We start from the raw sequence: 13839 nt of genomic DNA, 5'->3' as shown, positions 1-13839 counted from the left end.
TCATTTGATCGTCTTTTTTATGTTTAGGATAAAATCAGTACCAGCATAAAAAAGAGAAAGCTACTGCCCGCCAGATAATATAAATAATGAATATGCTGATTTAACCATGACAGATAAATGGTTGCATTCATCAGTTTAACCATCGCCAGATTCCAGCTCAGTACCAAGCCCACCATCCAGACGCAGACCAAAAAGTTTTGCAAAAAATTATATTGCGGATAAACCAGAATCACCAAGACCGAATAAAACATCAGGTTTTTGGGATTGAGTAGACTTGAACCTAAACCCAGTAAAAAGTGCGTAAATTGAGCCTTATTTTGCGACGCTGCAACATCTTCCAGCTCAGTGTTAGGGATGATCTGTGCGGAACGCGCCGCACCAAAACATTGAACCGCCAGATAAGCAAAATAAAGGACACCTAACCATTTCATCGCGACCAGTATTTCAGTATTGACCTGACCCAACAGAAACAGACTGCAATAAATCACCAGCAGAATGATGGCATTGCCTAATGCAATTCCCATACAAGTCAATCGTGCTGCCTTTATTTTACTTTGCATCAGTGTTTTTAAAATTAAAAAGAAATCAGCACCCGGCGTCAGCAAAGCAATAAAATGAGTCACCACGATCGTTAAAAAAAGCTCCATACCTTCTCTCCAAATGAAGGAGAGCCAGCTTAAAAAAGCTGAAAACTTTATTCTTGTATAAAATTGCGGGAGCTAAGATTTTTTAGAATATTGTTTTGGGGTGACACCCGTATATTGTTTAAAGACACGATGAAAATGGCTTTGGTCAGTAAACTCCAGCTCATGCGCCAGTTGAGCCAGATCACAGCCCTGACGCAAGCGTAAGCGTGCCTGATTCACCTTTTGATTTAATTGATAGGCATGTGGCGTTAAACCCAAATAATGCTTAAATAACCGAATTAACGCATAACGGCTCATCTGTAATTCATCAGCCAGTTGCTGTAGCGATAAATCATCCATACTGCTATTCAGACACTCAGTTAAGCGCGGTAAATATGGCTGGAAATAACCTGCCGCCCCAATATTTTCCCAATGAAAATTCGGTATTAACATTTCAGTTAAAGTCTTAATTAGATATTGTTCTTTTTCTAATCTTGGAATCAGCGGATCAAACAATACCTGATTTAATCCAGTAAATGCGACGTAAATATCCAGATCATGGAGAATTATGGGTTTGAGTTGCGGCACATAGGATTTGCTTAAATCCAAATGCAGATCCATTTCCTGTTGTAATTCATTGATCAGTCCAGCAAGCCATGCTGCATCAAGATGCATCATTTGGTAACTCCAAGCCTGTTGAGGCAAAGGATTACATGAATGTTCAACATGAGCAGGAATAACTACGACACTCCCCGCCTGAATCAGCTGCTCTGAAGCAAAAGAACTGGAAAAATGGCTCTGCCCGGCATCTACGGCGCCGATTGAAAAGGTGGGATGACTATGCGATTTATAACAGATTCGACTTTGACATGCCCTACGCGTTTCAACATACGGCATGTCAGGATGATTCCAAAACTCAACAGTGGAGTTCAAAATGATTTAACTCAAAGCCAAAACAGATTATTTCTGGGCTAAAGCTTTTTCAATATCTGCTTCTAAGGCTTCTGGCTTAGTCGTTGGTGCATAACGCTCTAGCACTTCACCATGACGACCAACTAAAAATTTCGTAAAATTCCATTTGATATTCCGACTACCTAAAAGCCCTTTCGCTTCACGGGTTAAATAACGGAAAATCACATGTGCTTCAGGCCCTTTCACATCGACTTTGGCAAACATGGGGAAACTGACGCCATAATTACGCTGGCAAAAGGTTCCGATTTCTTTATTGGTGCCCGGATCCTGTCCTCCAAATTGATTGCATGGAAATCCTAATACTTCTAGTCCCTGAGATTTATATTTTTCATAAAGTTTTTCTAATCCAGCAAACTGCGGGGTAAAACCACACTTACTTGCAGTATTTACAATCAGCATGACCTTGCCTTTATAATCAGCGAGCGCTTTTGTTTCTCCCTCTAACAACTCAGCTTCAAACTGATAAATGTTACTCATGGATAAGTTTCCTCGTCATTCTTCTCATCTGTTTTAAGTTGTAATGATGCCGAATTCACGCAATAACGCAGTCCTGTCGGCTGTGGACCATCCTCAAACACATGGCCCAAATGTGCATCGCAATCATGGCAGACAATTTCTGTTCTGACCATACCATGCGATAAATCTTCATGTTCTTCTATTGCAACACTATCAATCGGCTTAAAGAAGCTCGGCCAGCCACAGCCGCTATCGTATTTTGTATCGGAAGAAAATAATTCCGCACCACAACAACGACAAACATAAGTACCATGTTGCTTATTATTCCAATATTGTCCTGTAAATGCGGGTTCTGTGCCTTTCTGACGGGTAATGCGATATTCTTCTGCGGATAACTCTCGTTGCCATTCTCGGTCTGTTTTATTCACTTTTCCCATAACCTGCACCTTTTATTCTGATGTTAAAAATATCATGATGATCAGATTTTATATTTACGCCATTCGCAAAAAAAACTCTAGTCTCAGATCGTATAATTTGTTGAAGTTTAAGCATCTAAATCAAAAATAGCAAAAAGAAAGCAAATTAAATATTTAAAGTAAGCAAATTTTAACAATATTGTCTTTTGCGTGAGCAAATATAGTGATATTCTTGTTTCGCACGGTTGTATAGGACAAAAAATGTCTCAGAAAAAAAGTGTGGTGTTTCAAAACTTATTACCAACCATCAGACAATATCAACAATCAGGTTTTACCCATGAAAAAATTGTTGAATTACTGAGAGATCAGCACGACCTGAATCTGGTAACAGTTGAAACCTTTAAAAGTTATTTATACCGATATGCAAAAGTGAATCCTGCTATGTCTAAAAGTACTGTTGTTCCCCAGTCTCATCAATCAAGCCGAGAAATTAAAAAATCATCCAAGCTTGAGCATGTTTGTTACGACATCCGTGGACCTGTACTGCGCGCCGCCAATGAAATGGAGGAGCAAGGACACAAGATTATCAAGCTGAATATCGGCAACCCTGCACCTTTTGGTTTTGAAGCCCCACAAGAAATTATTAATGACGTGGCTTTAAACCTGCCGAATGCAATTGGCTATACCGATTCAAAGGGTATTTTCCCTGCACGTAAAGCGATCTGCCAGTACTACCAGCAGAAAGGCGTTTTTGATATGCACGTCAATGATGTGTATGTGGGCAACGGCGTATCTGAACTTATTGTTATGGCAATGCAAGGCTTGCTGGATGATGGTGATGAAATGCTGGTGCCAATGCCTGACTATCCTTTATGGACGGCAGCGGTAAATCTGTCTGGCGGTAGCGCAGTTCATTATAAATGTGATTCTGAAAACTACTGGTATCCTGACATTGCGGATATGGAAAGCAAAATCACATCAAACACCCGTGGTATTGTGATTATCAATCCAAACAACCCGACAGGTTCAGTCTATCCACGTCATGTATTAGAGCAAATTGTTGCATTGGCGAAAAAGCATGACCTGATTTTATTTGCAGATGAAATCTACGACAAAATCGTTTATGACGGCATCGAGCATGTGGCTGTAGCTGCATTGGCTGGCGATCAACTGTGTATTTCCTTCAATGGCTTATCAAAAGCTTATCGTATTGCAGGTTATCGTGCAGGATGGATGGCGATTACAGGCAATAAAGCACGTGCAGCAGACTATATCGAAGGTTTGGATATGCTGGCTTCAATGCGTTTATGTGCCAACCACCAAGCTCAATATGCGATTCAAACTGCATTAGGTGGATATCAATCAATTAACGATTTGATTCGCCCAGGTGGCCGTTTATACGAACAGCGTAATATTGCTTGGGAAATGCTGAATGAAATTCCAGGTCTTAGCTGTGTTAAACCTGATGGCGCAATGTACTGCTTCCCTAAACTCGATCCAGCAGTTTATCCAATTGAAGATGATGAAAAACTGATGCTGGATCTGTTAAAAGCGGAAAAAGTATTATTGGTACAAGGCACAGGCTTTAACTGGCCGACGCCAGATCATTTCCGTGTAGTATTCCTGCCAGCTGAAAATGAGCTTCGGGAAGCCATCAATCGCTTAGGCCGCTTCTTGGCAAAAATGCGTTAATACAAACTCCCCCTAATTCAGGGGGATTTTTTTATATTCAATCTTTAGATGTGTTGTCTAGATTTTAGATCGCTTTCCACAGCAGCGCCCTAGATTTTGAATCAGAATCAAATATCTTTTTGCACAGCCAAATTCCAAACAGTGCAGCTTTACTTTGATGTAGTTTCTCAGCATATTCAGAGCAATAGGATATCTTTTACTCGTGTAAGCGCTTTTCATATTAAACATGACAGATAAGCCATCGCTCGGTCTAGTTCGTATGTAAAACTAGGCCACACATAGAAAAAATCAAAAACTAATTTTTAACTTTTGAGCAAAATAACAAAGCAAACACACGGTTTGCCAAAATATTAAGCATGTCATTTTCGGTTTGCATGCTAAACTATGCGTTGGTTTGAAAAAGGATAGTCCTTCTATGCGGTTTGTTCATCTCGGTATCCATACAGAGTTTTCGATTACAGAATCGATTGTTCGCATACCTGATTTGGTCAAGGCTGCCGTAAAAGATGAGATGCCAGCTCTGGCACTCACAGACTTATCCAACCTGCACGCAGCAGTAAAATTTTACGAATCATGTCTAAAAAAAGGGATCAAGCCCGTTTTAGGCAGTGTTATTCGCCTCAATGATGCTGAACATCGCGCAACTTTACTGGCAATGAGCAATACTGGGTGGCGTAATCTGACTGAAATCGTGTCACGCGGTTTTATCGAAGGCCAACAGTTAAGTATCCCATGCGTACAAAAAGAATGGGTACTTGAACAAGCAGAAGACCTGATTATCTTGCTAGGCCAACATAGTGATGTGGGCAAAATGCTCTGCTCTTCCAATCCACAAAAAGCTGAACCTTTACTGGAAGCATGGATTGAGAAATTTGGCAATCGTGTCTATTTGGCCTTAACGCGTACTGAACGTGTAGGCGAAGAAGATTTTATTCAGCAAGCCGTGAAACTGGCCGCCAAATATCAGATTGGTGTTGTTGCCCATAATGATGTGCACTTTGTTGAACAAATAGATTTTGAGGCCCATGAGGCCCGCGTTTGTATTGCAGATGGCTATGTACTTGGCGATGATAAACGCCCGAAAAATTATAGCCCTGAACAATATTTTAAAACTGGCGAACAAATGTCTGAGCTATTTTCAGACATTCCGAGTGCAATTGAAAACACTTACCATATTGCAAGACGTTGTAATGTTGCATTACAGCTCGGAACTTATTTCTTACCTGATTTCCCGATTCCAGATGGGTATACCATCGACACCTATTTCGAGCATTTGTCCCGTGAAGGTTTAGAAGAACGCTTAAATGTTCTTTATCCGATCGCTGAACGTGACGAAGACTGGGCCGAGATTCGCAAACCTTATGATGAGCGGATCAAATATGAAGTCGATATTATTCTCAAGATGGGATTCCCAGGTTACTTCCTCATCGTCATGGACTTCATTCAATGGGCCAAAAATAATGGCGTGCCTGTGGGTCCAGGTCGTGGTTCAGGTGCGGGTTCACTGGTTGCATATAGCTTAAAAATTACCGATCTTGACCCGCTACGTTATGACCTACTCTTTGAACGTTTCTTAAACCCGGAACGTGTCTCGATGCCCGACTTTGACGTCGACTTCTGTATTGCAGGTCGTGACCGTGTGATTGAATACGTTGCACAGAATTATGGTCGTCAAGCGGTTTCACAGATTGCCACTTTTGGTACCATGGCGGCAAAAGGTGCGATTCGAGATGTAGCCCGTGTCTTGGGTAAATCCTATGGTCTGGCTGACCGTATTTCTAAAATGGTTCCAACCAAGCCACTGGGTGTCGATCTAGCGACTGCGATTGACATGGAACCGCAGCTCAAAGACATCGTCACCAACCCGTCCAATCCAGACAATGATGATGCCGCTGAAATCTGGGAAATGGCACTTAAGTTAGAAGGTATCACGCGTAATACAGGTAAGCATGCCGGTGGTGTTGTTATTGCACCCGGTAAAATTACCGATTACTCAGCCGTTCTTTGTGATGCCGATGGTACCAACCGCGTAGCACAATATGATAAAGATGATGTTGAAGCTGCGGGTCTGGTTAAATTCGACTTCTTGGGCCTACGTAACCTGACGGTGATTGAAGATGCGGTTCAGAATATCAACAAGCGGATCAAATCCGAGATACCACTGAACATTTCCAATGTTCCTTTAGACGATAAAGATGCTTATCTGGTGTTTGCCGAGGCAAATACAACTGCGGTATTCCAGTTTGAATCCGTCGGCATGAAAAAGATGTTGAAGGAAGCACGACCAAGCAAATTTGAAGAGATTATTGCCTTCGTTTCCTTGTATCGTCCGGGCCCGATGGATCTTATTCCTGACTTTATCCATCGTATGCATGGCGGTGAGTTTGAGTATCTTCATCCCCTGCTTGAAGGCGTATTAGAACCAACCTACGGGATTATGGTTTACCAAGAACAGGTAATGCAGGCAGCACAGTTCTGTGCAGGCTATACACTCGGTGGTGCGGACTTACTTCGTCGTGCCATGGGTAAAAAGAAACCTGAAGAAATGGTCAAACAGCGCCAGATCTTTATTGAAGGTGCTGCGAAAAAAGATATTGATGAAGCAACTGCCAACCATATCTTCGACTATATGGAAAAGTTCGCAGGTTATGGTTTTAACAAATCCCATGCCGCAGCCTATGCCCTTGTTGCCTACCACACCGCTTGGTTAAAAGCGCATTATCCTGCTGAATTTATGGCAGCCGTATTATCTTCGGAAATGCAGAATACCGACAGTATCGTGTTCCTGATCGACGACTGCCGTAATAACAAGCTGGAAGTGCTACCACCGTCTGTGAATATGTCTTTGTATCATTTCCATGCCAGCGATGAAGCAACCATTGTGTATGGCCTAGGTGCAATTAAAGGCGTTGGTGAGCAAGCGATGCAATCGGTCATCGACTCACGCATCAATGAAGGCCCTTACAAGGATTTATTCGATTTCTGTCATCGTATTGATCTGAAAAAAATCAATAAACGTACTCTAGAAGCCCTGATCCGTGCGGGTGCGCTGGATTGTCTCGGCATTGAACGTTCAAGCTTAATGGCACAATTGCCAGAAGCCGTGCAAGCAGCTGAACAAGCGCGCAGTAACCGTGAAACAGGAATTATGGACTTGTTTGGTGAAGTTGAAGAAGTTCAGCGTAAACCAGCCAAACCCGTGAAACCTTGGTCAGACGAAGTTCGTCTTAAAGGTGAAAAAGACACGCTGGGTCTCTACCTTACAGGTCACCCGATTGATGTCTATCGTCCTGAATTAAAATCATTCATTTCAGCAAAACTGAATGAACTGACCCCGACACGTCGTGGTGTTACTACGGTTTTTGCAGGTTTAGTTGTTGATATTGCCAACTTCCCAAACCGCATTATGATCACACTGGATGATGGTACAGCCCGTGTCGAAATTAGCTGTAACCATGAGCGTTTCCAACGCTACAAAGAAGTGGTTCGCTTGGAACAAGTGGTGGTGATTGAAGGCGAAATCTACGAACGTGAAGGCTTTGACCGCCCAATGGCACGGTTAAGTAAGGCATTCAGTTTAAATGAAATTCGCCAGAAACGTGCCCAAAGTATTCAGGTTCGTTTAGCGCAAGACCTGATGAGCAAAACTTTAGCAAAAGATTTACAAGCGATTCTTTTACCTTATTGTAATGTTGATATGTGCCAGCATATTGGCCTGCAAATCCAGCTTGAGCAAAGTTTTGCAACCGCCGAGCTACACCTCGGCCCACAATGGAAAGTTGCACCACTGGATGAGTTGCTAAGCAAGTTGCGGGATTATTTTGGTAAAGAAGCAATTGCGATCGAATACCAAGTGAAATCTAAAGCAGCCAAAGTTGCAGAAGCACCGAAAGTGGCAAACATCGCACCGCCACCTGACAACATGTCAATGGATGAAGCGCTTGATCTCTATCAGGCAGAAGTCTCTCAATACTCTTAATTCTGGATAATATATGAACCAGTTTGACTCAAATAACGTGTCCAAACATTTGGATCATGTCCGTATTGTCATGGTCAATACCACCCTACCAGCCAATATTGGTAGTGCTTTACGTGCAATGAAAACCATGGGCTTATCCAAGCTCGTATTGGTTGCACCGAAAACCTATCCACATCCCGATATTGATGCTTTGGCAGCGGGTGCACAGGATTTAATTGAACAGATTGAGATTGTTGAGACGCTGGAACAAGCCATTCAGGATTGTCATATCGTCTTCGGTACCAGTGCCCGTAGTCGCACCATTCCTTGGCCATTGCTCGATGTTCGCCCTGCGGCAAAAGAAGCATTACAGGCAGCTAGCAAAGAACAACATGTTGCCATCGTTTTTGGTCGTGAAGATCGTGGACTGACCAACGAAGAACTGGCCTTAGCCAATTACCACTTAACCATCCCAGTCAATCCTGAGTATGGCGTTCTGAATGTCGCTCAAGCCATTCAGGTGGTGTGTTATGAAATGAGAATGGCTGCACTTGAACAAAATACTCAAGTTACAGATACACCAGATGACCACATGCAACTAAAACAACAGCAAAGCATGGAATGGGATGAACCACTGGTGACGCAGCAACAGATGGAAGAGTTCTACCCTCATCTGGAAAAAATGCTGACTGAAATCGAATTTTTAGACCCGAATAATCCCCGTTTACTGCCATTACGCTTGCGTCGTTTATTTGGAAGGATACAATTAGATCGTATGGAGTACCATTTATTACGTGGGATCTTCAGTCGCGTTCAGGCACTTGCCAAAGGTTCATGGAAAAAGACAAACACGGAGGATCATTCAAATGATTAAACAGCTTAAAGAAGATATCGAGGCTGTATTTGCACGTGATCCTGCGGCTAGAAACACGCTGGAAGTGCTAACGACCTATCCCGGTATCCATGCGCTAATCATGCATCGTATGGCACATGAATTATGGAAAAAAGAATATAAAGGTACGGCTCGCCTACTTTCTTCTTTTAGCCGCTTTGCCACAGGCATTGAAATTCACCCAGGTGCAAAAATTGGCAAACGTTTCTTTATCGATCACGGCATGGGTGTTGTGATTGGTGAAACAGCTGAAATTGGCAATGACGTTACGCTTTATCATGGCGTTACCCTAGGCGGCACAACCTGGAATAAAGGCAAACGCCATCCAACGCTTGAAGATGGAGTTGTAGTCGGTGCAGGTGCAAAAATTTTAGGCCCATTTACAGTCCATAAAGGTGCGAAAGTTGGCTCGAATGCTGTAGTGACCAAAGAAGTCCCTGAAAATGTGACTGCGGTTGGTAACCCTGCACGTTATATCTTCAAAGATAAAAACCAAGTCGAACAAGATGAAGTCAGCCGTCGTGACTATGCCGAAAGTATTGGCTTCCAGCCTTATGCAACGACACAAGATCAATCTGATCCAATTTTAGAAGGTATTCGTGTGCTGCTGGATCGTATGCAGAAAAACGAAAAACGTATGAATGTGCTGTGCCAGCGCCTCTCAGAACTGGATCCGAGTTTCTCACCTCAAAGTTCTAAGAATCAACCATTGAGTAAAGAAGAACTTAAAATTATTGAAGAAGTTAGACGTGAATGTGAAGCACAGAACAAAACTTCGGCAACCTAAGCGAATATATAAGAAATGTAACAAGCTTATCATTGCAAGTTGGTTTTGCTTTTCCTAGACTGGTGAAACCAACGATCTACTTCTCATTTAACTAAAATTAATGGATGTAAGCATGAATTTTAAGCCTTTGGCATTACTTGTACTTTCAACTTCTTTTTTAACCGCCTGTGGCATCGCCCCAGTCAAAAAAGATAAAGCTTCTGAGCCATTTGTATTCAAAGAGCCAGAACCGACAGCACCGTTCTATGCTTTAAATCCAATCAAATATGATGCGCCACCAAGCTTCGAAGTTGCAATTAAAGATGCTGCTGCTCAGCCTGTGACTAAAATGGTTGTGTCATTACAAAATGATCCATCAAAAACCACCACATTAGATATCAACAAACTCATCGTTCCGACGATCGACAGCAAACAACGCAATGTAAAATATGCAGTTCTTGCAGGCGAAAATGAAGTCGATGTGACTGAGATTGATGACTTCTTACAACTGGTTGAAGGTAAAGCACGCCACTATCCACCTCGCTTCCCTGACCGTCAAGAACGTAAAGGCTATGAAGCGAAGTTGAAAGAAACAACTCAAAAACTAGATGCTTTGGCAGAAAAACCAAACGCGTCTATTGATGTACTGACCCGTGCTTTTAAAGCAAGCGTGATGGCACGTAATATGGATTTGGGTACAGCGTACACCACCAAATCATTGAACTATGCTCAACGTATTCTTGCAATGAACCCGAATGATGCTGAAACAAACTTCTGGTTCGGTTTTGGCCTCTCTGAAGGTGGCGGTCAACGCGAAGCAATTCCTTATTTAGATAAGGCAATGAAAGGCGGTGTTCAAGAAGCTTATCTTTCTGCTGCAAACAACTATCTTTGGTTAGAGCAAAAGAAAAATGCACTTCAAACCTTGAAGAACTACAAAATCAATTACCCAGATGAAGCTGAAGTTACTGATCGCTTGATCAAAGAAGTTGAATCTGGAAAACGCTGGAATGTTTGGCAAGTATTGAACTAATTACTGTCCCATTCTGTAGTGAAAAAATAGACTGTCGTGTACAGTCTATTTTTTTATGGATGATTGAAAAAACATTCGATTTTCGTATTATAGCTACAATCTCCCAGCCAACTTGCTGATTTATGAAGCTAGCATTTACCCCGAATAAACGTTTATTTGCGATCAGCCTACTCAGTACTATGGTGATGAGTGGTTGTCAGGTCGTCAGTCTGAAGCAGCAAGACCTCAATGTGACGATCGCGAACGAGCGTAATAGTATTCTGACACAGAAAAAATTGAGCGAAGCCAGCCTCAATGTGCTGTCGATGTCTGGCAAAGAAGCAAAAGTCTGCATGCAGACTCCAAATGAATGTATTGCAGATCTGCATAAGATTCCGCAAATTCAGGATGAGCAACTTTTATCTACTGCCAGCGAATTATATCTTTCAAAAGCCATGAGTCTTTCTGACTCCTCTGAATGTAAAGTCAGTAAGCTCACCAAACATAAAGCTGAAGAAGAACAAAAAGCTATTCAGAAAACCTATGAAAACTGTCTGGATCAGGAGCTTGAAGCTTTAGATAAAAGTATTCGCTACAGTTATGCTTATTTGTTTAAGACTGCCCGCCAGCCGCAGGAACGGATTTTCGATAACAGACAAGTTCAAATTCGGGATTTCTATAATCAGGCGTTAACCAAAATGGTGAATGTCCATAGTTTAAGAAACCCATCCAAAACCATTACACCGACGATTAAAATTGGTAAAAGCACATACACCATTGATATTCAGTCTTACCAACGCTTGCAAAACATGCAGCTCGAGAAGTTTATTTCCAGCTATAACATGAATTTTTCAGGTTTAAGAGCCATTAACCGTCGAGATGGTTTCGGTTCAGATTTCGTGGCTGTATTTCCTTCGACCGATGGCGCTGCCCATGGTGAAAATAAATACATCCTTGATCCATTAAGTTATAGCTATCCAAATGGGGTTAATCCAAATATTCATAAGGCACGTTATCTGGCTGCAACCATTATTGCACAACCTAAAAAGACAACCGCAACGGTTGACGATGTGCTTAATAGTCCAGAATTTGAAGTCAAGGTTTACGATCCATATAGTGTAGAGAAAGTAAATATTGCTGGAAAAGAATACTCTCTGGCCGCCAATTTCTCTGCGCCTTATGGGCTTTGGCTGGCTGAAAATAATTTAGGGACTGCTGCTTATTTAACTTTAATTGACCGCGATCAGCACCTCACCATGCCGCATTTATATATGCTTGAACCTTATAATCCGAACAAGAAAGTGATTGTACTTGTGCATGGTCTGGCAAGTAGCCCTGAAGCGTGGATTGCCGTGACCAACGACATTATGGGTGATGCAGTATTACGCGAGCACTATCAGGTTTGGCAAGTCTTCTATTCGACCAATATGCCTATTCTGGAAAGTCGCTTTCAAATCTATGCCGTATTAAAGCAAGCCTTTGGCTCACTAAATCCTAAAGATGCCGCTGCTCAGGATGCGGTTTTAATTGGTCATAGTATGGGCGGGATTATTAGCCGTCTTTTGGTCAGCAATGCTGATATTTCCAAAGAAGCATTGACCATGATGAACAGCCGCCAACAGGCACGTTTGAGAAAGCATCCTGTGATTGGCGAGCGTCTCAAGATGGAACCGATTACGAACTTTGATCGTGCCATTTTCTTGGCAGCCCCGCATCGTGGCACGGACTATGCAGATCGCTGGTTTACCTTGGCAGCCCGTAAGATTATCAAGCTCCCTGCTACGTTCTTGACGACCTTAGCGGATACGCTCACCAGTGATGACATGGATCTTAAGGATTTCGTCAAAACCTTGACCAATGATGTGATCCAGAATGGCCCAAGTGATCTGAGCAAAAAATCCAAATTTATGGAATTAACAGCTACGATCCCACCAGAAAAAGGTCTGGTTTTCCATTCAATTATGGGCAACATTACCAAGAGTGATGATCCGAATGTCATCACCGACGGCATTGTTCCTTATAAAAGTGCACATTTAGATGGGGCTGTGTCTGAAAAGATTTTTACTGGTGGTCATTCCATTCAGGAAACCCCTGAAGCAGTGTTAGAACTTCGCCGTATTCTACGCGAACATCTGGTTGATCATGGTTTATATAAACCAAAGAACTAAATGCAATAAAAAAGCCCCAATCATTATTGGGGCTTTTTTTGATCACATCCCTTATACGCCAGAACGGATCATATAATCAAAGGCAGAAAGTGATGCTTTAGCGCCTTCACCTGTGGCAATGATAATTTGCTTGTATGGCACGGTAGTACAGTCACCAGCAGCAAATACACCCTTAACACTGGTTTCGTTACGATCATTAATCACGATCTCACCACGGTTGCTCAACTCGACAGCACTGTTCTTTAAGAAATCTGTGTTTGGCAATAACCCAATCTGTACAAAGATCCCTGCAAGCTCAACTGTATGTTCAACATCAGTCGCACGATCTTTGTATTTTAATGCTGTTACTTGAGCGCCATCACCAATCACTTCGGTACTCAATGCATTCATGATCACTGTGGTATTTGGCAAGCTGTTTAACTTGTCTTGTAACACTTGATCGGCACGAAGCTTGGTATCAAATTCAACCAGAGTCACATGCTCAACAATTCCTGCAAGGTCAATGGCGGCTTCAACACCCGAGTTACCACCACCAATCACCGCAACACGTTTGCCTTTGAACAATGGGCCATCACAGTGTGGACAATATGCGACACCACGAGTACGGTATTCTGCTTCACCCGGAACATTCATTTCTCTCCAGCGTGCACCTGTTGAAAGAATGATGGTTTTCGATTCAAGCTTGGCACCATTTTCCAGTTCAACTTTAACCAGACCGTTTGCGGTTTGATCTGCACCTGTGATCTTGCTGACACGTTGCAGGTTCATGATATCCACGCCGTATTCACGTACATGTGCTTCCATATCCTGAGCAAACTTAGGACCTACCGTTTTTTGCACAGTAGTAAAGTTTTCAATATCCATGGTATCCATCACCTGAC

General features: G+C 42.4%; 11 protein-coding genes. 6 read left to right on the top strand and 5 right to left on the bottom strand.

Annotation, left to right across the window (positions count from 1 at the left end; genetic code table 11):
* Positions 1-23 precede the first annotated feature (23 nt).
* The 4 genes from AWW72_RS18800 to msrB all read right to left on the bottom strand — a co-directional run bounded on the left by AWW72_RS18800 (position 24) and on the right by msrB (position 2491).
* The gene (locus tag AWW72_RS18800) at positions 24-647 is read right to left on the bottom strand and encodes a LysE family translocator (RefSeq protein ID WP_062848332.1); all 624 of its coding nucleotides are present in this window, start codon (positions 645-647) and stop codon (positions 24-26) included.
* A 72-nt stretch (positions 648-719) separates the two neighbouring features.
* Positions 720-1523 (bottom strand): AraC family transcriptional regulator, encoded by an 804-nt coding sequence (locus AWW72_RS18795; RefSeq protein WP_062848331.1) that lies wholly within the window; start codon positions 1521-1523, stop codon positions 720-722.
* Between the two features lie 63 nt (positions 1524-1586).
* Positions 1587-2075 carry a glutathione peroxidase gene (locus AWW72_RS18790; RefSeq protein WP_004771737.1) on the bottom strand — a complete coding sequence of 163 codons (489 nt, stop codon included), beginning with the start codon at positions 2073-2075 and terminating at the stop codon, positions 1587-1589.
* Positions 2072-2491 carry a peptide-methionine (R)-S-oxide reductase MsrB gene (msrB, locus tag AWW72_RS18785; protein ID WP_004771736.1) on the bottom strand — a complete coding sequence of 140 codons (420 nt, stop codon included), beginning with the start codon at positions 2489-2491 and terminating at the stop codon, positions 2072-2074. The genes AWW72_RS18790 and msrB overlap by 4 nt, the downstream gene beginning before the upstream one ends.
* Before the next feature lie 240 nt (positions 2492-2731).
* Here msrB and AWW72_RS18780 point away from each other — a divergent pair, with 240 nt between their 5' ends.
* The 6 genes from AWW72_RS18780 to AWW72_RS18755 all read left to right on the top strand — a co-directional run bounded on the left by AWW72_RS18780 (position 2732) and on the right by AWW72_RS18755 (position 12958).
* Complete coding sequence (locus AWW72_RS18780) at positions 2732-4162, top strand: pyridoxal phosphate-dependent aminotransferase (protein ID WP_062848330.1); 1431 nt, start codon at positions 2732-2734, stop codon at positions 4160-4162.
* Positions 4163-4577: 415 nt separating this feature from the next.
* Positions 4578-8141: a DNA polymerase III subunit alpha gene (gene dnaE / locus AWW72_RS18775; protein ID WP_062848329.1), complete on the top strand. Its 3564-nt coding sequence runs from the start codon at positions 4578-4580 to the stop codon at positions 8139-8141.
* 13 nt (positions 8142-8154) lie between these two features.
* On the top strand, positions 8155-8994 hold the full coding sequence (locus tag AWW72_RS18770) for an RNA methyltransferase (RefSeq protein ID WP_062848328.1): 840 nt from the start codon (positions 8155-8157) through the stop codon (positions 8992-8994).
* Positions 8987-9799 carry a serine O-acetyltransferase gene (cysE, locus tag AWW72_RS18765; RefSeq protein ID WP_005257044.1) on the top strand — a complete coding sequence of 271 codons (813 nt, stop codon included), beginning with the start codon at positions 8987-8989 and terminating at the stop codon, positions 9797-9799. The genes AWW72_RS18770 and cysE overlap by 8 nt, the downstream gene beginning before the upstream one ends.
* 112 nt (positions 9800-9911) lie before the next feature.
* Positions 9912-10811, top strand: a complete 900-nt coding sequence (locus AWW72_RS18760) for an ABUW_2363 family tetratricopeptide repeat lipoprotein (protein ID WP_062848327.1) — start codon at positions 9912-9914, stop codon at positions 10809-10811.
* A 122-nt stretch (positions 10812-10933) separates the two neighbouring features.
* On the top strand, positions 10934-12958 hold the full coding sequence (locus AWW72_RS18755) for an esterase/lipase family protein (protein WP_062848326.1): 2025 nt from the start codon (positions 10934-10936) through the stop codon (positions 12956-12958).
* Positions 12959-13009: 51 nt separating this feature from the next.
* Here the strand turns inward: AWW72_RS18755 and AWW72_RS18750 are convergent.
* Positions 13010-13839: FAD-dependent oxidoreductase (locus AWW72_RS18750; RefSeq protein WP_171254753.1), on the bottom strand; the 830-nt coding region annotated here is incomplete at its 5' end.

The sequence above is a fragment of the Acinetobacter sp. NRRL B-65365 genome, from assembly GCF_001605865.1.
In the GTDB taxonomy this organism is placed as follows: domain Bacteria; phylum Pseudomonadota; class Gammaproteobacteria; order Pseudomonadales; family Moraxellaceae; genus Acinetobacter; species Acinetobacter vivianii.
This window is presented reverse-complemented; position numbering and strand designations above follow the sequence as displayed.